We start from the raw sequence: 23,423 nt of genomic DNA, 5'->3' as shown, positions 1-23,423 counted from the left end.
CTTATCTTTTGATATACACCTAAAAAGAGGAAACATTTCTGATAAAAACAAATATTTTCCTAAAAAATTGCGTATAATACATACATATCTAAGTTTTTTTCGTATAATCCTTTTCATTTCATCTTTTTTTTCTTATAATCGAAAGGGTATGAGCGAAGGAGAGAACATATGAAGAAAAAACAAAAACAAAAATTACTCAATCAATTCCGTCCTTCTTTAGATGGAATCAGAAGTCAATTATTTCATTCTTTAGAGGATGAAAGTCTACGTCGTTACGGCTTACCTTTACAAGTCATGCTTGATCCGAAAGACCGCCACATCTTAACGATTGGACTTGCAGGAAAAACAAATGAAGATACTCGCATCAATGTACCGATTGATGATAATTTCACAACTGTCTTAAAACGAATCCGTTCAGGAGAAAAAGACATCTTTGAACGCTTCCGTGACAACTTATTGATTGAAATCGTTTCTTATTGGAATGATCAACGTCTTAAAAATGATGAACCAACTGCTCAAGAGGTTTCTACACCTGTTGCTGAAACAAAAGTTGCTGACTCAAAACCTGTGGAATCACCTAAAACAGCTGAAGTATCAAAAGCGGAAACAACTGAAAAACAACGCTCAACTGAAACTGCCGCTTTGAATTTCGCTGATTTTTCAAGCGCAGTAGCGGAATATCCAAAATTTTATGTAGAAAAAGAAGCTGATGCAGCAGTCATCTATGAGAAAACCTCAGATGAACCACGTAAATTAGCTGAAATTTCAATGACAGCAGAAAACCAATTTACAATTGAAAAAGCGTTAGAACGCAAATACAAAGTGAAACTGACATTGATCCCATTGATCGAACAGTTTGCTGCAACAGCTATTTCAGAAAGATAACCAGTTTCACAAATCTATCCACCGCATCAAAAAACGGCTTTTTGTCAAATGATGCCGGTAATGAGAAATCATAAAATGTTAAATGAGCAGAAAGGCAATTGCCCTCTGCTCATTTTTTTATAGTAAAATATTTTTTCTATTACTTTTAATCACCAAAAGTTGTCAATAATCTTCACCAATATTAAAAAAGATAGAACCAAAAAAACAAGCGGTCTCTTCCCCTTAGTTTATTGGTTATGTTTTTCCAGCTTACCCATGTGCATGATAAAAGACATTCAGTTCATAAGCGACACCAGAAATAATTACTGCTAGTAAAAGGACTAAAAGACCTAAAACTACTTTTTGCTTTTTAGAAAAAAGCGTTTTTTTCTTCTCTAATTGCCTTGTTTTCAATATTGAATCTGTGGAGATAAAAGAGAAACAAACAACATAAGACAATAAAACTACTACTGCACTTAACGAAAATCCAGCTAAAATATCACTTGGATAATGGACTCTTAGATATAATCGAGTTGCTGCAATCAGCAATGGATAGCTGATAAGATACCAAGCAACTCTTCTGGTATCCTGACGACTCCAAATAATACTTAACGATAAGATAATTGTTAGGAAAAGCGCAAAGGATAATAAAGAATGTCCACTAGGAAACGAGTAACTCGTACGTATTTCCAATTGTGAAACGGCAGGTCTGATTCGTGCAATGAGCTTTTTTAGAATATACCCAAAAAAACTAACCGCAAAGATATTACAGATATTCCAAATCGCTAACAAATGGTAATTCTTTTTCCAAATATAAAAAGCAAAAAGAAAGGCGAAACATAAGGTCGGACCAATCGTTGCTAACTTAGCAAACAAACGAACAATCGCTGTTAATTGTGGAAAATTAGGTAAATCGATCTTTGTATAAACCGCTAAATCTAGTGTTTCGAACCATGGAGGATTGATTTTTACGCATAAAATCAATCCAATCAAAAGACATAATGGAACGATTGATAATTTCAGTGCTTTTTGTTGATAATCACTCATAAAACTTTCACTTACTTTCTAACTTCATCTGACTAAACAAATGACTTATTCTACTTTTTTAAAACCTAAGATCATACCTAATCCGCCTCCCATGATCAACAAGGAGGTTCCTCCTTGACTTAGAAAAGGCAAAGGAATTCCTGTTAAAGGCAGTAAACCAATCGAAGCGCCGATATTTTCTACGATTTGAAATAATAGTCCAAATACGAGTACTACCGCTAGATATAGATTTCCTTTATTGTTTGTCTGTATCGCAGTGTAAATAACTTGGTAGAAAAGATAGAAATATAGAAAAACGACGGTCACGCTACCTAAAAAACCAAACGTTTCGGCAATTACAGTAAATACCATATCTGATTCACGTACTGGTACATAGATTGGTGGTATTTCAGCTGGTCGTCCACTAAATCCACCTGCACTAACAGATAATAAGCTTTGTGATTGTTGGTATCCGATCGATTGACTATAAGCAAAAGGATCGATCCAAGCTCTCACCCGGTCTAATTGATACGTCTTAAAGTTCAGACTATAAAGGATCTCATTACCGTATTTCGTAAAAACTAGACAAATCAATATGACCCCAATAATAAATAAAAAACTAGCACATACGGCCAAGATCTTCCAATGGACCCCTGCAATCATGAACAGAGCCCCCAAACAAATAATAAATACCAAACTTGTCCCAAAATCTTTTTGCATATACATCAACAAGAAAGTTGGTAAACTGATCAACAGAACTTGAAAGACATAGATCAGATCCGTTTTCACGGTACGTTCACTGACTTTCTTTTCATAAAGCAAGGTGAAATAAACGAGAACTAATGCAAAAGTCAATTTAACCAATTCAGAAGGTTGAAAAGTAAAACTACCAAGCCTCAGCCAACGTTTCGTATCGGTTAATTGGTACATCACCGGATCATAAAATTTGTAGAGCAAACTCATAATTGCTAATGAAATAGCATAAAAATAAGGAGACAATCGTAACAATAACGCTGTCTTGATTTTTTGTGTCAGTAACAAAAGTCCTAATGAAGCAATGCAAAAGATTACTTGTTTTAAAACAATAGTTTTATAAGGCACTTGGTCGTAGACTGCTGCTCCATATTGCACACCGATACTTAATAAATAAAAAAGAAAAATCGGCAAAAATAACGCATAATTAAACTCAAATGATTTTGATTTCACACACAACACCTCTTAAACGAAAGTTTTCGTAACCAGAATTTCTCTAATCTTCTTATCAAAACATCCGTTATCAACTAGTATCCATTTTGCCATCCTTTCTATTAGGCAAAAGGAGTCACTTTCACATGAGGAAAAATAAAAGTAGCGTGATCAAAATGTGCTGTGATTTATTTTCAAGTAAGTGGTGTAAATATCCAACTCCAAAAAATAAGCCGAAAATTCACAAAAATCAGCAAAGATTTTTAGAAGTTTCGGCTTATTTGTTAAAGTTGCGTACATCAACAACTATCTCATCGTGTGAGTTTTGACACTAAACAACGTAAAGATTTCTCTTAGCTATCTTATGAAGAGCCTTAATTCGACAATTCCTGTTTTACACATTGGCGTCTTTCGACGTTTCTGCGCAATAGCCTATGTTTGTTTAGGAGCCTCGCCTAACAAGTATTAAATTTGAAAAAAGTATATCCTTTAACGAACAATTTCACAATAGCATCCCGTAGAAAGTTCGCAAAAATTTAGTCATATTTAACCTTTTCCTTAATTTTACCGGCAATTAGCAAAAAAAGAGAGCTTTTGACTAGGAATAATATGAATAAATATAATAAATATATAGTAGCTTTTTATCCATTCTGCTGTTATCCCCATCAGTCTCTCTTTTTATAAATACTTATTTTTTACGTAATTGCATCAAAAATTTTCTAGCTACGTCCTGATTCATTCCTTCGGCTTTTCTTAGAAATTCAGCGACTTGTTCAATTTCAGTTCCTTGTGCCCCGACTGTGATCGCTAAGGCTCTAGCTTGAAGCGACATATGCCCCTTTTGGATACCGTCTGTCACTAATGCCCGCAAAGCAGCTAAATTTTGTGCTAAACCGACGGCAGCAATGATTTGAGCTAATTCTTTTGCTGATTCAATCTTCAACATGTCTAGTGCAATCTTTGCTTTTGGAAGAATCCTAGAAGCCCCTCCAACTGTTGCCACTGCCAAAGGTACCGTTAATTGTCCAACTAACTTATCTCCAATCATTTGCCAGTCTGACAGGCCTTGGTAAGCACCATCTTTCGCAGCATACGCATGAACGGCAGCTGCACAAGCTCTCGTATCGTTTCCAGTAGCAAGAATGACAGCTTCGATGCCATTCATGATCCCTTTATTATGTGTTGCTGCCCGATAAACATCTAATTTAGCATACTCGGAAGCTTGTTGGATTTTTTCAGCAATTCTCTTTCCTGCTTCAATCGTTTTTCCCAATCGCTCGAAGGGAATCTCACAACTAGCTGTTACTAATGATTCTGTTGCGAAATTGCTTAAAATACTAAATAAAATCTCTTCTTTAGGAAACCAGGAACGTATTTTCTGGGCAACACCTTCTAAGATAGCGTTGATGATATTAGCTCCCATCGCATCTTTTACATCAACCAAGAAATCGATCGATAAGTAATCCAAATTATTGCCCTTAAAGTTTCTTGTTGCGATTTCCTGCACTCCACCACCACGTCTCACGATCGAGGGATAACTTGCATTCGCACATGCTAGTAGTTCATCTTGTCTGGCGATGACAGCATCAGTTATGCCTCGATTATCCAGTTCCCCTGATAGTACAATCTGACCACGCATCAGGCGTTGTGGTGTAATTGCTGTAATGTCTCCACATATTTTTGCACCGTTACTGGCTGCAGCAATTACAGACGGTTCTTCTGTCGCCATCGGTACTTGCCTTTTGATTCCATTGATTTGAAAATTAGGTGCAATCCCTAGAGGAATCTCAACTTGACTGATTTGATTTTCAATCAAATGATTGGCTACTTCTTCAGAGAGTGTTCCTACTTTTAATTCATCAGCTTGTGATTGACTGATGATTCCTTCACTAACCAACTGACTCCGACGTTGTTCAGGCGTCAGTTGATAAAACTTTTTTTTTTTGTCACTTGATTGTTCCGTTTCTAGATTTGCTTCAAGTAACATGGCTAGTCCTAAGCCTCCACCAATACATAAAGAAGCCACACCATATTGTTGGTTCATTCGTTTCAAGCCATAACTTAATGTTGTCAAAATACGAGCACCACTTGCACCAATCGGATGACCGAGTGCGATGGCACCACCATCTACATTGACTTTTTCTTCAGCTAGTTTTAAGTTGCGATTGACCACGATCGATGAAGCCGCAAATGCTTCGTTGATCTCAAAACGATCGATTTGATCAATAGAAATTTCTGCTTTTTTCAATAATGTTTGGATTGCTGAGATAGGTGCAATTCCCATAATGCTCGGATCAATCCCAATTTCAGAAACAGCCTTGATCGTTGCAAGATAAGGAAGCCCATGTTTGATCGCATATTCTTTTGAAGCTAAAATCAATACCGATGCTCCATCATTTAACGGAGAAGCATTCCCTGCTGTCACAGTCCCATTTTCGGAAAAAACAGTTTTCAAAGTCCCTAATTTTTCCAGTGTACTATTCCCTCGGATGGCTTCGTCTTTATCCATGATTCTTTGATCAGGTAAAGTAACGGGAATAATTTCTGCTTCAAATACCCCGTTTTCACTAGCTTGAGCTGCTTTTTTTTGTGAGTTGAGCGCATATTGATCTTGTTCTGTTCTCGTAACGGAAAATTCGTTCGCTACTTTTTCAGCAGTTAAGCCCATATGTGCATTTGAGAACGCATCTGTCAGCCCATCATTGACCATACTTGAGATCGGCTCTTCATAAGTTGCATTTTCTGCTTCATATTGCTGAAGCAGTGGCGCACGTGACATGCTTTCAGTGCCTCCTGCGACTACTAGATCAGCTTCACCTAACTGAATCAATTGGCGAGCCAAAATAACCGCCTTCATTCCTGAGCCACATACTTCGTTGACTGTCATGGCAGGAACCTGAACAGGGATCCCACTATTGACAGAAATTTGTCTGGCAACATTCTGACCATTCCCCGCTTGTAATACATTTCCAAATATTACTTGATCGATGTTTTCTTTATGGATACCTGTTTTTTCTAACAGTTCTTTTGTAATGATTGTTCCTAATTCTACAGCAGAAAAACTGCTTAAACTGCCACGATACTTTCCAATTGGCGTTCTCGCAGCATCTATAATAACGACTTCCTTCAAGTCAGTCACCTCCTAGAAAAATATACCATTGTTTATGCTAAAAACAAATACCTCACTACAGCTTCAAAAAAATCTAGGAATAAATTTTACAAATCCTTAAATATTCGCTTTTTTATATTTCTTTTAATCTTTTTATGATACTTTAGTAAAGTAAGTTTTTTTATCATGAGTAAAGAGGTGTTGAAATGAAAGTAGGGATTGATCGTCTTTCCTTTTTTATTCCAAATTTATATTTAGATATGACAGAGTTAGCTGAACGTCGGGGAGATGATCCTGCTAAATACCATATCGGTATTGGCCAAGATCAAATGGCCATCAACCGAGTGTCAGAAGATATCGTGACTTTAGGAGCAAATGCAGCTACTAGGATCGTCACAAATGAAGATCGCGAGCTGATTGATATGGTTATCGTAGGAACGGAATCTGGCATCGATCATTCAAAGGCGAGTGCTGTAATTATCCATCATTTATTGAAAGTCCAACCTTTTGCTCGTTCGTTTGAAGTAAAAGAAGCTTGTTATGGTGGAACTGCTGCTCTCCACATGGCAAAAGAATATGTAAAAAATCATCCAGATCGAAAAGTTTTAGTGATCGCTAGTGACATCGCCCGTTATGGTCTAGCTAGTGGTGGAGAAGTGACACAAGGTGTGGGTGCTGTCGCTATGATGGTTACCAAAGATCCACGAATCATCACTATCGAAGACGATAGTACTTTCTTAACCGAAGATATTTATGATTTTTGGCGTCCTGATTATGCGCAATACCCAGTGGTTGATGGTCCTTTATCCAACTCCACTTATATCGAATCTTTTCAAAAAGTCTGGAATCGACATAAAGAGGTAACAGGATTTACTTTAGAAGACTATGATGCGCTAAGTTTTCACATTCCTTACACAAAAATGGGAAAAAAAGCCTTACAAAGTGTCTTGGATCAGACAGATGAAGAAACACAAAATCGCTTATTAACTCGCTATGAAGAAAGTATTCGTTATAGTCGGCGAATTGGTAACCTTTATACTGGTTCTCTTTATCTAGGATTGATTTCTCTTTTAGAGAACTCACAAGTGTTAAAATCAGGTGATCGAATTGGCTTATTCAGCTATGGTTCGGGTGCTGTCAGTGAATTTTTCACAGGTTACTTACAAGACGGCTATCAAGATTTCCTATTGACTGAACTACATCAAGAAATGTTAGAAGGTAGAGAAGCTGTCACAGTCGATCAATATGAAACAATCTTCAAGGAAAAATTACCTGAACATGGGGAAATAGCCGAATATTCTTCCGATGTACCATTTTCAATCTATAAAGTTGAAAATGATATTCGTTACTACAAGTAACCATATGAGACAACTGCCTGATTGATTTAATAGGTAATCAAAAATGTTTGCAAAAAAGCAACTTTTAACATATAGCTACAAAAAGCAGTAAAACAAAAAATAGCGGCTTGCAATTACTTTTGTCAACATTGTTGTGACAATAAATAACTGTAAGTCGCTATTTGATTTTCTATCCTATTTCATAAACTATATGATGCTTCTTAATGTTTAGAACCATTTTTTGAATAGTATATAATATAAAGTTCGATATTCTGATTTTTCTATTAATGATGTTTGATCAATCATCACCCATAACAATTTTTTTTCAGGTGATCGGTCACTTGGAACCGGATTGACTAACTCTTTATCCCAAAGTTGAGTGGCTAATGACGTAATTCTTTTTTTGAGATCCTCTTTGGCATCATTTTTCAAAGCTAGGTTTTCTAATCCAAATTGGGTTACTACCCAACGATTGGTCGATTGCGTAGTATCAACGATCCCTTCAGAAGAAATGAAGCGGTTTTTAGGTTCTGCATGATAAATTTCAACGATATCACCTATTTTCAATGATACATTTTCTTCACCAGTAACAGACTCTATGCCTTCGATCGTTTTTTCGTATTTCAGTTCTCCTGTACTACTTTTGACCATTACTTTTACATAAGTTTCATTCTCATAACGATAATGAGGTCTCGAATGCGTAACTGAAACAATTGCTTCTTGAGTATCACTGTTCTTGTTTGTTCTAAATGTAAATGAGCCAAACTTCCTGTCATTCACTCCATGAAAATCAATGACTTGGCTATCTTTTACTTCGTCCAACGTAATAACCGCATGATTTGTTGCTTCTTTCACGTAAACATAACTATTCTGTGGGATGAAATACATCATTTGATTTCCAGAGAATTCTGCACAATAGATGCCATTAGGAATGTTTTTAAAAGTGACTACTCCTCCAGTGATTTCTTGAGTAGCTATTTCTTTCGCTCCATCTTTTAAAGTTATTTTGGAACCTTTTAATAGGTTTAAATCTTTCAAACTTAATTCAATCGTAAGATCACCTTTTAGATTTAGCGCAGCAATCTCCTTGTTTTGTACCATCTCAAAATTAGAATTGATCAAATAAGATGGGTCGACTAATTCACGCGCACGTGCCAACTCACTTTCTGGTACGACATCAGCTAAAGAAGCGACTGCCGGATAACCATGCTCACGATTTTTTTGAACTTGTACTTGATCAAGCGTCAATCCCCATTTCTCTAAAACACCTGAAAAATCTAGTTGACTATTTTCACTATAGATACGATTCATTAAATCAGGCAATGGGTAATCGTTGCGATTAAAATCTGGTTGATTAGCTATTTTACGATATTCCTGATACATCTTTGTAAACGAATCATCATTTGCTTTTTGTTTTAACATTGTTAATAAAATTAATTTTTCGCGCAGATCAGCATCAGCATAAGTTCCATTCTGATTGATTAGCTTTTCGTATAGTGCGTTTTCTACCTCTTCTTTTTTACCATAATTAAATAGCCAACCTTTTTCATCTGCTTCTTTTCCATAGATAAGATATTGATACTGTACACCAAATAAGTTATTCGAGACTTCTCCTGTATACATCCCTATGTTATCGAAGCCAGCTTGATAGCCATGTGCAATTTCATGCAACACTTTCCAACTGTCTTCAGTTAACCAGCACTCGACTGTGCTATAGCTATTTGCTGCCCATTCTGAAGAATAATAAGCACCGACACCTCCGTTTTTATCTGCTTTCAAGAAAAAGCGATTCACTCCATTTTGATTTTCTTTAGACGAGTTATCAAAACCAGCGATTTGATTATAGTAACCAAACAATTCGATGTAGTGTTCGATCAATTCATCTAAGGAACGGTAATCTTTCAAGTTTCTTACTTTTTCTTTATCATTTTTAGGAACAAGTAATTGAAAATCTGGTCCTTTAATCAAAGCATATTCAGCATCGAACTTGTCCCACATTGAAAGAAACATAGTATCATCTCCATGATAACTATAAACTGGTAATGGTTTAATACGTTCAGAAGTGACGATTTCATATTCAATCTGAGCAGCTTCTTCTCCATATGGCGTATCAATAAACGGAACTAAAGGATTATCTGCACTTATACTTACCCATTCTGAATCAACTAAGATACTTTTTTCGATACTTGAGGCATTACCTAACAATCTCAATCTTAATTTATTTTTGAATTGTTTATTTGTTTGTCTAATCCTCAATTCAACATTTTCTGGCAAGATAAATCCTAAATCCTGGCGATCATGATTTTTTCCTTTATTCATCCCTGCATTGAAGATCCAAGTTGGTTCAGGAATACTAAAAATCTCTTTTTTAATTACCTCTTGCGCCTGAACATTCGTAGAAAACAAACAACCAAAAAATAACACTGATAACCCTATCAAAAAAATCTTTTTCAAACAAAAAACCTCCTGTTATGTAATTTTATACAAATTGCCATTTAATCAAACAAAGCAATCGTATACATTTAAGTATAAATAAAATAGTCAACAACCACAATAAAAATTATACTTTCACTTCAATTAAACTATTTTTTTAAAGAAATAATTAAGATGCAAGCTATAATTTTCCAAAACAAATATTTCAACGATTTGTTATTTTATAAAATAATAAAAATGATTTAAAACAGTTAAGAAAACATAAGACCAATATATCTGACAACTCATTTTTCTCCGTTTATTATTTTAGAAAGATAACCAACAGTCAAAAAATAGTTTTAGGCCGATTTCTTAGAGTGAATTGTTAAGACACAAGCAAATATAAGTGTTTTTTCTTTTACGTTAATTTTCGATTACTCCATTAGCCACAACAAAAAAAAACTGAGCCAATCTGATATGCTCCCCCCTATATAGGACACTGAAATATAAAAGTCCTGTATAGGGGGAGCATATCACAACTTGCCTCAGTCTCTTCTCATCATATCTCTAAAGACGGATAAACGGTGTTCAAAAAGTCATTCCTCGTCAATCCGTCCTAAGAGATAAATCGTTTTTCTCTATATTCTTAGAGTAAACAAAACTAGTCATGCCCATTTTGGGTCACTCCTTATTGATTAGTAGTAGCCGATAGGTCAACATCGTTGTACTAACAATTTTTTCTTTTGGGTCAAAATATTTTTGAATATACTCTTTAAAAATTGTTTCTTCTAGACATTCTTGATAATAAGCTCTCATAAAATCTTCCGTAATTTCTTCTTTAAACGTATACGTAAATTCTTTTCTTTTATAGGACCATTCTTCGTCTTTTAAATAAGTTTCCAATTGATCCATTATTACTGGTGAAGTCACAGCATCTTCTTCGAAAATTCCTAATTTTTTTTCCAACGATGTAAACAGATCTTCTTTAGAAGAGACAACTCTTAGGATGACACAATATTTTTTCATCTTTGTTAACATTCTACTTAACTTTACGGAATCGTCTAAAGCCGGATTAGAAGCAGAGAAAATAAAATCATACGTTTTTCCATTTTCCAGAAATTCAGAAAAAGTCTGTTTCGTTAGATGAATGTTTTCCCTCCCCAATCTAGCTGCTTCTTCAGTAGCAAACTTCAACATTTCATCCGAAAAATCTATCAATTCATATGTAGTTGCTTCTTTTGACATCGCTAGATAGCGTCCAGCGCCACCTGCTACATCCACTATTTTCTCAGTTGGTAATGCAGCTTCTTTTTTTAGATACTCAATGACATCTCGGACAATTGTTTTGTCTGATTCTTTTTGATTCATGTAGTAATCGCTTGCAAAGGCGTCCCATTCTTCTTCGTTCATTTTCATTCCTCTATTTCTCTATTTTTATATCGCTTTTTCACTTTTCGGAATAAATAATATACTGACTAATTCATAACCAAAACCTACCTGCTCTTAGGCTTATAGAAATAATTATTTTTAAAATTTCTGTCCTTTCATTATACATGATTCACATGTGTTTTCCTTTCTTTCTATCTCATCAGAGCCAAATTTTTAAATTGCCGATATAGTTCTTCACTATGTATATTAGACAGCTATCATCAAGTAAAGAATAAAGCTGTCATCGAACAAAAAACTGGCTGGTATACATTCGGTTGAATCCCGAAGCCATACCAGCCTGTTGGTGAAATACTCTGCTATTAACTTTTGAATAGTACATCAAAAAATTATCCCAGGTATTCCTTTTTATTTCTCTTTTTGTACGTGTACAAGGATCAGTTTTGTGATTTCCATTAAAATGATCGTTACTAAGGCAATCCCGATTGACGTAAAGACTTCTGTCAAACCAAATGCTGCTGGAATTGAAAAGACTTCTTTCAAGCCTGGGATCATCGTCAAGCAATACAATGCACTACATACTACAACAGCTAACAATACGCTTCGATTTGCGAAGAAACCTGCTTGGATCGCTGTTTGTGTGTTAGAACGCGCAGGGAACGTTTGTAATGTTCGACACCAGATCAATGTAGAAAATGACATTGCTACGCCAAATTCTGGTGAATGTTGCATTCCTAACCACTGCGCAAAAATGACTGCGATACCGATTAGTACGCCACGATAAGTAACCGAGATCAATGTTTTATCGGTAAAGATTCCTGAATTTGGATCTCTTGGTGGACGTTTCATTGTAGCTGGTTCGGCTTTTTCTGTTCCTAAAGCAATCGCTGGTAATGAGTCGTTGACTAAGTTGATAAACAATAATTGTAATGCTGTAAATGGATTGGACCAATCAGCAACTAAAGCGAAGACAATCGCAATGATCGCACCTAAGTTTCCAGAGAATAAATAGGCAATCGCCTTTTTGATATTATCAAAAACATTACGTCCTACTTCTACGGCACTAACGATTGAAGCAAAGTTATCATCGGTCAAGACCATCGCTGCCGCATCTTTCGATACATCCGTACCCGTACCCATGGCAATACCGATATCCGCTTGTTTCAAGGCCGGAGCATCATTAACACCATCGCCTGTCATCGCAGAAATGTGTCCTTTTGTTTGCCATGCACGTACGATTCGGATCTTGTTTTCAGGAGATACACGTGCGTATACAGTCACTTTTTCCAAGACTTCGTTTAATTGATCTTCGGTCAATTCATCTAACTCTGTCCCTGTAAGTGCTTGATCTCCTTCTGCAAAGATCCCAATTTCTTTCGCGATCGCAACAGCAGTCGTTTTATGGTCTCCAGTGATCATAATCGTTTTAATTCCAGCGCTTCGAGCTTCTTTAACTGCTTGTGTGACTTCTGCTCTTGGAGGATCGATCATGGCAAGTAATCCAACTAGAATCAAGTCATTTTCATCTTCAAATGACAACTCTGGACTTTCAATTGGGCGATAAGCAAAGGCTAAAACACGCAATGCCTTGTTTGAGAAAGCTTCATTTTGTTCTTTGAATTGTTTCATCAATTCCTCTGTCATTGGTACAACTTCACCATTTAGCAAGACCTTTTTACTGCGAGCAAACACGATATCTGGTCCACCTTTAACAAAAAGATAGTGTCCCTGATCAATGTTATGAGCAGTCGACATTAATTTTCGATCAGAATCAAATGGTAATTCAGCTTTTCTTGGATAATTGTTACGGATTTCTTGATACGGTTGATTCAATTTTTCACTAAAATCAATAAACGCTACCTCTGTCGGATCTCCAAGTTTCGTACCATCTTCACTGATGGAAGCATCATTGGCTAATACACTGATTTCAATCAACCGTCTTTCATCGTCTGTCCATTTTTTTGGATCATCGGTAAAATCTCCAGTCGAACCATTCGCTAGATAATAATCAACTACCGTCATCTTATTTTGGGTCAATGTCCCAGTTTTATCTGTACAAATAATACTAGTCGAACCCAGTGTTTCCACTGCTGGTAATTTTCGGATAATGGCATGTCGCTTCGCCATTTTATTGGTTCCCAAGGATAAAACGATCGTTACGATTGATTGTAATGCTTCTGGGATGGCAGCAACCGCAACAGCGACTGCAAACATTACTGCACTAACGATATCAGCAGTTAAATCACCTGTGCCGCCGCCAAGATAGATTCGGAACAATTGGATACCTAAAATAACTAACGATAAAGCTAAAATCGCTAAACTTAACTTCTTACTAAATTTATCTAATCCACGCTGTAGTGGTGTTACTTGTTCAGTTGTTGATTCAAGTAACCCTGCCACCTCACCGATTTCTGTGTTATTTCCAGTAGCGGTAACTAAGAATTTCCCACGACCATAAGTAATGATTGTTCCACTAAATACCATGTTGATACGATCACCAATCGGCACTGTCTGACTAATATCAGTTACTTCTTTTTCCGATGCTGTCGATTCACCAGTTAGCATCCCTTCATCCACTTTCAATGATCCAGCTTCTAACAACCGACCATCGGCAGGGACATAATCTCCTGCTTCCAATAAAACGATATCTCCTACAACCAGTTCATTCGCAGGGATCGTTTTTTCTTTTCCATCACGAATCACACGTGCATCAGGTGCAGAAAGATTTTTCAATGCCTCTAAAGAACCTTCTGCTTTCTTCGTTTGGATCACACTAATCACGGAGTTCAACATCAATACGGCAAAAATAACGAAAAATTCGATATAATCTCCCATGACCATTTGAATCAAAGCGACAATCAACAAGACAATAACCATTGCATCTTTAAAAGTTTCTAAAAACAATTTCCACGTTGGCTTCTTAGGTGCTTCTTTTAACTGATTCAATCCGTCTCTTTCTAACTTTTCTTTTGCTTGTGATGTACTCAAACCATCGATTGAGCTCTGTGTTTTTTGCATCAGCGAGTCAATTGGTTCTTTATAGACAACTTGCTGAGCCTGTTCTTTGTTTTCCAAATTCCATCCCCCATTTTATTTTTCGTTACCAAAAAGTTTTCTGACTGAAAAAAAAGAGACCTAAGACAAATGCGGATTTGTCTTAGGTCTCACCATTTCATACAATACCAGAAAACCAAATGGTTAACTTACTGTTGATATTATCACAACAAACGTTGTCGGTTACTCCCCTAAGGAGATATTCAACTATATTCTTATCCTACATGAATGAATAGAAAATTGCAACCACTTTGCCTTGTGGTTCTTTATTTTTTCAAACCACTTTATAATCTCTGCAACTTCAAATTTAGGATTCTAAGGATTCTCATGATATAATACTGTTTGTTATTCTAAATAAGGAGGAAGCTATTTTGGTTATCACTATTCTCACGATCCTTTATTTCATCAATGCACTAATTGCTTTAGTAACTATTTTAATCAAACCTCGTGACGTAGCTGCAATCTGGGCGTGGTTGCTCGTACTATTTGCTCTTCCAGGTCTTGGATTTATCCTATATCTCTTCTTCGGTCGCGGATTGACTGATAAGAAAAAATTTTATTTGAGACAAAGCGACTTGAAAGAACTAGAAAATTTTCAAGATTTCAAAGGAGATACGATCGATCACTATGATCCCGTCATGGATAATGAAGAGCATCAACAATTTGTTGACTTCTTCTCTTCTTTAAATCGCATGCCATTAACCCGACGTAATTCCGTCACTTTATTAACAGATGGTCAACAAAAATTAACTTCTCTATTAAGTGATATTCGGCAGGCAAAGCATTCGATTCATATCGAATATTATGCATTCGTCACGGACAACATCGGACAACAAATCTTGACATTACTTGAAGAAAAAGCTGCTGAAGGGGTTGAAGTCCGCTTATTATATGATGCGTTTGGCTCACACGGCACTAAACCGAAAGACTTTAATCGTTTGATCCAAAATGGTGGTCATGTCCACACGTTCGTCACGTCACAAAGAGCGTTACTTCGATTCCGATTGAATTATCACGATCATCGTAAAATCGTCGTGATCGATGGTAAAATCGGCTATACCGGTGGCTTTAACATCGCCAATCAATATGTCAATCCAACCAAAAAGTTTGGTTATTGGCGTGATACTCATATTCGAATCTATGGCGCTGCTGCTTCGTTATTACAGCTACGTTTTCTAACGGATTGGAATGTTTCAGTACCCGAACAAAAGAAGGTTGCCTATCATCTTGATTACTTTTTTCAAAAAGAACTTGGGAAAGACGACAAGCATGAAAATACTTCGATTCAATTAGTATCAAGCGGTCCTAACAACGAACGTGAACAAATTAAATTATCCTTTATTAAATTGATCACAGCTGCTAAAAAACGGGTATGGATTCAAACACCTTACCTGGTTCCAGATGAAAGTGTGATCGCTGCCTTAAAAATTGCCGCTTCTTCTGGCGTAGAAGTCAAGATCATGATTCCTAATAAACCTGATCATCCGTTTATTTACCGAGCAACCCAATATTATGCACGTCAATTGATCAAAGAAAACGTTCAAATCTTGGTTTATGAGAATGGTTTTTTACATGCGAAAACATTGATCATGGATGATGAAATTTGTATGGTCGGCTCTGCCAATCAAGATGTTCGAAGTTATCGGTTGAACTTCGAAACCAGTGCTGTCATTTATGATCCAGCCTTTTTAACCCAGTTAGCAGATCAATTTTTACAAGATGAAAAACAATGTACACCGATGACCACGGAAACAGTCAAAGAAATGTCTGGCTGGTTGTTATTCAAACAACAAATTTCTCGTTTGTTTTCACCTATCTTATAAATCATAAACATTCAAATTTAAAATGAGTTTTTTGCTTGATCCACAAAAAAGGCTCTATAATTTATGGGACTGAAGAATCAGAATTGATTTTTTCAGTCCCATTTTCATTTTTACTATTAAAAACATTATGATTCACTTATACTTTTTTGAAAAATTATAAAAGCAAAAAAAAACGATTCTTTTAGATAGCTATTGATTCTTTTTTGAAGAACAGTTTTTTGCTGAGAGTTGCTTTTCTGCTGCCCAGTGATTAATGGGACCATACTTGTGACCGACAATGATTTCTTCACCAATTGCAATATTGACGTAGTCTTTTGCCGTTCGGATTGCTTCTTCTACTGTTTTTCCCTTCGCTAATTCTGCAGCGATGCAAGCCGACAATGTGTCTCCTGTACCGTTGATTCGATCTGTCGGATAAAAGACTGCACTTAACCAAAATGATCGTCCAGATTCCAGCAACACATAATCTCTTACTTCTTCTTGATTACTTTCTTTCGTATGAAATCCTTTGATCATCACATTTTTGGCACCCATTGCTTGTAAGTCAACAGCGGCCTGAACATAATCTTCATCTGTCGTTAAGGTTCGTCCAGTTAATTTCTCTGCTTCATAGAAATTCGGCGTCAAGACAGTCGCTAACGGTACTAGTTTTTCTTTCAGACTACTTAAAGCAGCCTCTTCTAATAATAGATTTCCATGCTTCGTCACGATTACTGGGTCGACCACTAAAGGACCGAAGTTATACTGTTGATAATTTTTAACTACTGTTTCAATCAATTCTGCATCAGCTAGCATACCTGTTTTAGCCGCTCTTATTTGGTAGTCTTCAGCGATCAAAGAAAATTCTTTATCAATGAACTCACTTGGTAAGGTCACACTTGCTCCGATCCCATAAGAATTTCCTGCCACACAAGCCGTCATAACTGATACACCATAGACGCCACGGGTAAAGAAAGTATGCATATCTGCTTGCATTCCTGCACTTCCATCACTGTCTGATCCCGCGATCGTCATGACTTGTACATATTGGTCGTTCATACACTTCATTCCCTTTTTTATTTTTCCAACTCATTCCCTATTCTACACAACTATACCACTTCTTACTTTAAGGAATCAAATCGTAGTGGATGGACAATTGTTGATTGCAGCTTTTGTCAAATTAGTAATATTCAAGATATCTCCTTAAGAATAGTGATCTTTTTAACTAATCACTTACTAATTAGTTAAAAAGATGAAATAAGCAAAATACAGCATAAAAAAAACCGAAGATAACTGACATAAAAGAAATGATGCTCAGCTTCTTCGGCTTACTTTTTTATTTGCTTCTTCAGTGTACTGCTCAGTTCTAGCATCCTCTCACTAACTAGCGAGTGACGTTATTTTACTACCAACACATTGCACGGTGCATGTGTGACTACATAAGAAGTAGTTGAACCAACTAAGACACGTTCCACGGCATTCAATCCTGTAGCCCCCATAACAATCAAATCAATTTTTTCCTTTGATTCATTGAAATTTGCAATCAATGTTTTCGGATATCCATACAAAATATACGTCTCGATATCTGTTAGTCCCTTTTCAATTGCTAAGTTGCGATGCTCTTTCATTTGGTTTTCTGCAACTTCATCTAATTCCTCTTGTAAGTTCGTTGTAACAAATGCAAAATCACCGAAATAGTTACCCGTTACTTCGTTTACGTACAAAATGTGTAGCTTTGCCTGATTTCTTTTTGCAATTGTAACTGCTTCAGAAAAGGCTTTTTCTGCTTTTTCTGATCCATCAATTGCTACTAATATATTTTTATAGGTGTCTGCCATTGAAACCGCCTCCTTTACAATCAGTGTAGCACGATTATTTTAAGGGAACAACTAATTTACTAGCACTGACCAAACTTAGCGATTCGCTTGTCTTTGAACTTGTTCATGCGTTTTTCTCTCATTAGAGCTGTAACCTTCTTGGCTTGCTTTTTCTTTTATCTGAGTCATATGCAATTTTTTTATTAGTGGCTCCCTTTGCCTTAAATTACTTTTCGATTCAAAATAATCCGTGGCAGGAAATAACTTCTTCTTTTCGTTCGTCTCTGTTAAAACCATATCATTATTTAACTTCTCATGCTTGGTCACTATTGACTCTAATGATATTTCAGTCTGTCTTTCCTTATTCACTGGTTCTTTTTCTTGAAGTTCTTTAGGTAATACTCTTTCTAAATTTGAAGCGATACCTGTATAAAAATTGATTATTTTTTGTGCTTTACCCCGTAATCTCCATTGATCAAAATTACCACACGCTTGAAAAGAGTATAATTTAGGTCTATAAATTGGGTTTAAATTTATATTCTTGAACCCAACATAATCGACGAGGATCGCTCGTAAATTTTCACAGCACCAAGCTGAATTTTCTTGATACAAATCATAGATTTGTTTTTCTACTGTCATTTGGCTTCTTACTTGCGGGGCATGTTTTCGTGCAAACTTCCTAATGTTAGTATTTCTTATAGCGAACTCATTATCGACAATTTCACGAAATTCTTTTGAAGAAGTTAGCGAAACAAAAGGAAGTCTGTCCTGACATTTTTTCAGTAATTTTTTCCCTATTTCAGGTTGTTCCTTTATTAAATTTAGAATAATTGGATAATTCGAAAGATGATCCCTAAACTTTTCTTCTACACTTTTATCGGAGTCATCCTTGTTAATCTTGACTACTGATTGTTCGATTGCTGCTATTAATTCTTCTTTTACTATATTATTTTCCGCTTTGTCGGTTGGAATATTCTCTATTAGAATTCCTTTTCGTTCCATATGTTTTTCAATTACTTTTGCAATTGTTTTAAGTATTGATATATGATTATTATCGTTTACTATAGGACCTTCATCAAAAGTGTCTATCCACTTTTGCATTTGCCCGTATGTAAAATGGATACCCGTTTCCTCTAATCTTTCTCTTGTTATTTGATATTCTTTATCTATTTCCTCCAAATTCCTAATTTTAGGAGGCAAAATTTGTTTAACTATTTCTGGAAAGTAATAGACAAGTTTTTGCTGCTCTAATGTTTCTTTCATTTCATCCATCAATGAAAATAAGAATCTATCATTTTCTTGTTTTACATTTTTATTTGTTGAGGGGGCCTTCCATTTAGTCTGATCTAGTTGATTTATAGGAGCTACAGAATCAATTTTCTGATAAAATTCAGAGCGATTTTCATCAGTCAATGATGAATCAACATGTTGTAGGACAAACTCTTTAATTGGTGTAAAGGACGTTTGACGATAAACTGCTACGAGTGGATCAATCTCTTGTTTGTTTTGGTTTACTACTCGCTCCAATTCTAAAGCTATTTGAAGATTGATTTCTTCTGCAACTGCACGGATAACTTCTTTTTCAGTAATCAATTTGTTTAGCTTTTCTTTTTCAGTTACTGTTAAATAATCCCTCAAACAGCTAGAAATTTTCCCTTTAAAAGATAAGTCTGTTTTTTTAAGACAAACATCTACATAAGCTTTTAATTCAAGTTTTGATAAGTTATCCTTCTGTAAGAATAATGGAAGAAACGGGTCGTTTTTTAGGTAAGCGTAAAACTTTTCCCTTTCCTCCAAACTTAAATTTGGTTTCATTACTGTTTGAATCGCTGCTTCTCTTTGCATATCTGTATCTAAATTTTCAGCTAGTTCTTTGATAAATTTCTGTAATTGTTTATTTTTCGTAACAGAATCAACATTAGCCTGTCCTATATGTATTTCTTTACGCTTATCTTTTTGAAAGTTAAAGACACCATTCCTTACTAATTCTTTCAGTTGGGTATCATTCTCAATCTGCAGCTGCTTCTTTTCAGTTTCCAAAATATTTTTTTGCTGCGCCATGTCGAGCTTTTGATTATAAATTTCTATTATTTGTTTGGCTCTTCTTTGACTTTCCTCATTAGGAGATATTAGAATATCTTTCGCTTTTTCATTGATACCAGTTGATGCCAAATATTGGATTAAATCTGCACAAAACGGGAGGTCTTGCTTACCTAGCTCATAAATTTGTTCAGATAACTCTGTATCTTCCCCTAAATCTTCTCTTGCAAGTTGATGTGCTGAATTTTTAAAATGAGCAACGACGGTTGGCGTTGTCTTTGCAAAATCTTTCAACGGAACTGCCGGAGCAATTTTTTGATAGTATGTAAGTAGTTTTTTGACTCTATAGTCTTTTTCTGCGAGCGCTAAAATTTCTTCATCCGTTTTCGATTGACTTGCTTCCACCTCTTGGCTAAAACGTTTTAATCTTTTCTCTATTCTCTTCTTTACAGCGATAAATAAAGGCTCAATTTCGGCTACAGATTGCCATGTAGGTAATAAAATGATTCGGCTAATAAAACCGGTAATATTCGATTGTTTCTGTTTATTAAGTTCTAATACTGACTGCCAGTTTCTTCCCTTTTCTTCATCATACAGTACCCACTTATCCTTTAATTTATTTAAAGCCTTATTTTTTTTTGGTAGAGATAAAATGTGTTTCCCATTATGAGATTTTTTTTTGACTGAACTATATATATTTTCAAAATGACTGTCCATATATCTATATTTATCATCATCATCAAAATGAGAAATTAGAGCAAGAAAAACTTGTAATTCTTCCTTGACACTTTTTGGTTCATCGTTTTTTTTGCTTTCTATTTCTTCGGTAGACTTCTGGACATAAACCATCCTCTCAGCTAGAGAAGACAGATTATGCTCTCTCAATCTTCCTATGTCTTCAAGGCTGATTTTTGTTCGATAGTTCTCCCCATTTTTTTGTTGAGAATGACGTTGTCTTTGAATAAAAGAGTCAACTTCAAAGGTTAATTTACTAGATTTGCTTAGTTCATAAAGTGCAATACGTTTTTTAAATTCTAAATTTTTTTCAGCATCTAAAGACAATTGTGCTTGATTTTTGATGAACTGCTGAGTATCAACTGAATTCACTTTTTCATACATCTCCGTAAAGAAGCCGATTGATACTCCTATGTCATATCTTAATCTTTCATATGCGCTTGGGCCTATTTCGTTAACTATTGTTAGAAGTTGTTTTTTTTCTAAAATCAATTCATCAATATCGATTTGGTTTGGGGTTGCGACATTTTTTTTCAAGTTTTTTATTGTTTCTAAATCACTTGGTATTTCTTTAGCTTCAAGGTAGGCTAGATAATAAATGATCATTTCACTTTTTGATGATACTTCATGGTCAATAAAATACCGTAGTACTTCATCTTTAAAGTCAACTGTCGGTAAAGTAAAGTCCGTTTTTCTACTTTCCTCTTGGAGTTGGTTGTTTATATCAAATGCTAGGTAATTACTTTCAGTCAAATATTTTTGAGCTTGTTCTTTAATCATTTCTCGAGCTAGTATCGAATCACTGTTATTATATATCGCTCTGAAATAATCATCTGTTCCCCTTTTTTTCCCTTGTTGGATTTTTTCAAGTTCGAACACAATATCGCTTTCTAAGTATTTTGCCAGCAATAATAATTGTCTTTTCTCTGAGTATAGCGTTATCACTTCTTTTTTTTCTTTATCCGTTAAATCTTTAATCAAAACTTTTTCAAAAATTATTTGGATATTATTCGGTAATTTTTGTGCATCAAGATACGCCAAGTAAAAAGCCCGAACTTCATTAGCAGATAAGTATTCCCTCTTAAGAAAACGACTTAGTCCATTTTCTTGAAAATCTACATTTGGTTGTGTGACTGATTTTTTTCTAAATTCATCTTGAAATTGGGTATGAATTTCAAATTCAACATACTTACTTTCCGTTAGGTATTTTTTGGCTTGTTCTTTGATTCTTTCTTGATGCTTTTTCGAATCGGTCTTTTTATACGCCGCTAAGGCCACTAAAAAATAATCATCTGTTACCTGTTTTTTGCCTTGTTGGATTGCTTCAAGTTCATATACAGTCTTTCTATCTAATTCTTTTGTCAGTAGTAACAATTGTCTTTTCTCAGGAACAAGCTCTAACGCTTGTGCTTTTTCAGCAGAAGTTAGCTCGTTCAATAAGAGGTATTTCAAAGTATCTTTTAGAGAATTTGGTAATGTCGTCTCTTCAAGATAAGCCAAATAATACGCTCGTTCCTCGTAAGCCCTTCTGCTTTTTCCATCCACGAGTAGATGGAGACTTTCTTGTAAACGATCATTTTCATTCCATTTTCCCTGAGATCGTTGTTGTCTTGTCCTGAGCATAAAATCCAAATAATCAAATGTAGTTAAATACTGTTTTGCATAGTCATCAATGATATATCGTTTTTCTTCAATCGTTGTATGTAAGTAGATATGTGTGAATAGATCTGTTGATGCTTTTCTAAATCCTTTTCGGATTTCTTTCAATGCAAATAAGTAGTATGGTTCTACCTCGTTTGTCAGAGATAATTCAACTTGTTCCTGTTCTTTTTTAATTGGCAAATAACTATAGTCAGGATCTGTGGTGGGATGTTCCTTAAGATAGGAGTTAACGGTTGTCTCCATAAACGTATTAAAGTTGGGGTGGTTATCAGAAAAAACATAGGGCTCCACCATTCTTTTAAATAAATCATTTTTCAATTGTGTCGAGGATAATTTCCGTTTTAAAATCAAACTGGCTCGGACTACATCATCCATTTGATTCCCCCATTTTCTTTTTGTACTACTAGAAGGAGACACCAAATCAATAAATATTTGTTCGATATTATTCATTGATTTAACTATTTTTTCATTCTCGAATGGATGTAAATAATGATAAATTTCCATGGATTCACTTAGTTCGCTATCATCTAATGAATAACTAGCATAAAATTGCTCTTTAAACTTTTTTTCCTTTTTATCTTTGATATCGTTTATCAACTCTTGAAAAGCCACACAAAAATTTGCCTTTTCTTCTAAAGAAAATAATTTTTTTTTAAGGAACAACTCCCTAAAATTTTGTCTTGTTCTATAGTCAGCCTTAGCGATTAACTGTGTAACCTCTTGCCAGTCTAAAAATATTTTTTTTTGATTTTCTGGCAATCGTTTCAATATACTTTTTTCTAAAATTTCCTTTTTATTCTGAAAAACATGTCCATATAGTACATCTTGTTCATCTAATAATTTATTCAATAAATAAATACTATCCGCCAATAAGTTGGGATTGTTGTATAGGTTAATTGTGATCCACTCTTCATTTTCTTTACAAGATACTTCATTTCCTCTAATCTCCATATATTCTTTCTCATAAAAGTCTCTTTCCATTTGCATTTCTCCG

At 35.3% G+C, this 23,423-nt stretch carries 12 protein-coding genes and 1 riboswitch; of the genes, 3 read left to right on the top strand and 9 right to left on the bottom strand.

Going from position 1 to position 23,423, the window contains the following annotated elements; genetic code table 11:
* Positions 1-168: 168 nt before the first annotated feature.
* Positions 169-885 carry a hypothetical protein gene (locus IGK21_RS04870; RefSeq protein WP_034867500.1) on the top strand — a complete coding sequence of 239 codons (717 nt, stop codon included), beginning with the start codon at positions 169-171 and terminating at the stop codon, positions 883-885.
* 249 nt (positions 886-1,134) lie between these two features.
* Here IGK21_RS04870 and IGK21_RS04865 read toward each other — a convergent pair whose 3' ends face one another.
* The 3 genes from IGK21_RS04865 to IGK21_RS04855 form a co-directional block, all read right to left on the bottom strand.
* Positions 1,135-1,911, bottom strand: a complete 777-nt coding sequence (locus IGK21_RS04865; RefSeq protein WP_034700241.1) for a phosphatase PAP2 family protein — start codon at positions 1,909-1,911, stop codon at positions 1,135-1,137.
* Positions 1,912-1,956: 45 nt separating this feature from the next.
* Positions 1,957-3,096 carry an FtsW/RodA/SpoVE family cell cycle protein gene (locus tag IGK21_RS04860; protein ID WP_181914897.1) on the bottom strand — a complete coding sequence of 380 codons (1,140 nt, stop codon included), beginning with the start codon at positions 3,094-3,096 and terminating at the stop codon, positions 1,957-1,959.
* A gap of 281 nt (positions 3,097-3,377) precedes the next feature.
* Positions 3,378-3,545, bottom strand: a riboswitch (M-box (ykoK) riboswitch).
* 218 nt (positions 3,546-3,763) lie between these two features.
* A complete protein-coding gene (locus tag IGK21_RS04855; RefSeq protein ID WP_181918553.1) occupies positions 3,764-6,205 on the bottom strand; it encodes a hydroxymethylglutaryl-CoA reductase, degradative in 2,442 nt (813 codons plus the stop codon).
* Between the two features lie 185 nt (positions 6,206-6,390).
* On the opposite strand from IGK21_RS04855, the gene IGK21_RS04850 reads away from it, so the two are divergent.
* A complete protein-coding gene (locus IGK21_RS04850) occupies positions 6,391-7,542 on the top strand; it encodes a hydroxymethylglutaryl-CoA synthase (RefSeq protein ID WP_096709253.1) in 1,152 nt (383 codons plus the stop codon).
* Between the two features lie 207 nt (positions 7,543-7,749).
* On the opposite strand, the gene IGK21_RS04845 is transcribed toward IGK21_RS04850, so the two are convergent.
* The 3 genes from IGK21_RS04845 to IGK21_RS04835 form a co-directional block, all read right to left on the bottom strand.
* Positions 7,750-9,975: a putative mucin/carbohydrate-binding domain-containing protein gene (locus IGK21_RS04845; protein WP_252703160.1), complete on the bottom strand. Its 2,226-nt coding sequence runs from the start codon at positions 9,973-9,975 to the stop codon at positions 7,750-7,752.
* Between the two features lie 639 nt (positions 9,976-10,614).
* Positions 10,615-11,343 carry a class I SAM-dependent methyltransferase gene (locus IGK21_RS04840; RefSeq protein WP_181914896.1) on the bottom strand — a complete coding sequence of 243 codons (729 nt, stop codon included), beginning with the start codon at positions 11,341-11,343 and terminating at the stop codon, positions 10,615-10,617.
* A gap of 384 nt (positions 11,344-11,727) precedes the next feature.
* On the bottom strand, positions 11,728-14,394 hold the full coding sequence (locus IGK21_RS04835) for a cation-translocating P-type ATPase (protein WP_010719606.1): 2,667 nt from the start codon (positions 14,392-14,394) through the stop codon (positions 11,728-11,730).
* A gap of 350 nt (positions 14,395-14,744) precedes the next feature.
* Here IGK21_RS04835 and cls point away from each other — a divergent pair, with 350 nt between their 5' ends.
* Entirely contained in the window at positions 14,745-16,196 is a 1,452-nt protein-coding gene (cls, locus tag IGK21_RS04830) for a cardiolipin synthase (protein WP_010737327.1), read from the top strand.
* Positions 16,197-16,385: 189 nt separating this feature from the next.
* Here cls and thiD read toward each other — a convergent pair whose 3' ends face one another.
* The 3 genes from thiD to IGK21_RS04815 all read right to left on the bottom strand — a co-directional run bounded on the left by thiD (position 16,386) and on the right by IGK21_RS04815 (position 23,410).
* A complete protein-coding gene (gene thiD / locus IGK21_RS04825) occupies positions 16,386-17,234 on the bottom strand; it encodes a bifunctional hydroxymethylpyrimidine kinase/phosphomethylpyrimidine kinase (protein WP_088745315.1) in 849 nt (282 codons plus the stop codon).
* A 338-nt stretch (positions 17,235-17,572) separates the two neighbouring features.
* Positions 17,573-18,013, bottom strand: coding sequence for a universal stress protein (locus IGK21_RS04820; RefSeq protein ID WP_010719609.1), 441 nt, complete (start codon positions 18,011-18,013; stop codon positions 17,573-17,575).
* A gap of 75 nt (positions 18,014-18,088) precedes the next feature.
* On the bottom strand, positions 18,089-23,410 hold the full coding sequence (locus IGK21_RS04815) for a hypothetical protein (RefSeq protein WP_252703161.1): 5,322 nt from the start codon (positions 23,408-23,410) through the stop codon (positions 18,089-18,091).
* Between the last annotated feature and the right edge of the window lie 13 nt (positions 23,411-23,423).

The organism is Enterococcus sp. DIV1421a (assembly GCF_051711025.1).
In the GTDB taxonomy this organism is placed as follows: Bacteria; Bacillota; Bacilli; order Lactobacillales; family Enterococcaceae; genus Enterococcus_B; species Enterococcus_B hirae.
This window is presented reverse-complemented; position numbering and strand designations above follow the sequence as displayed.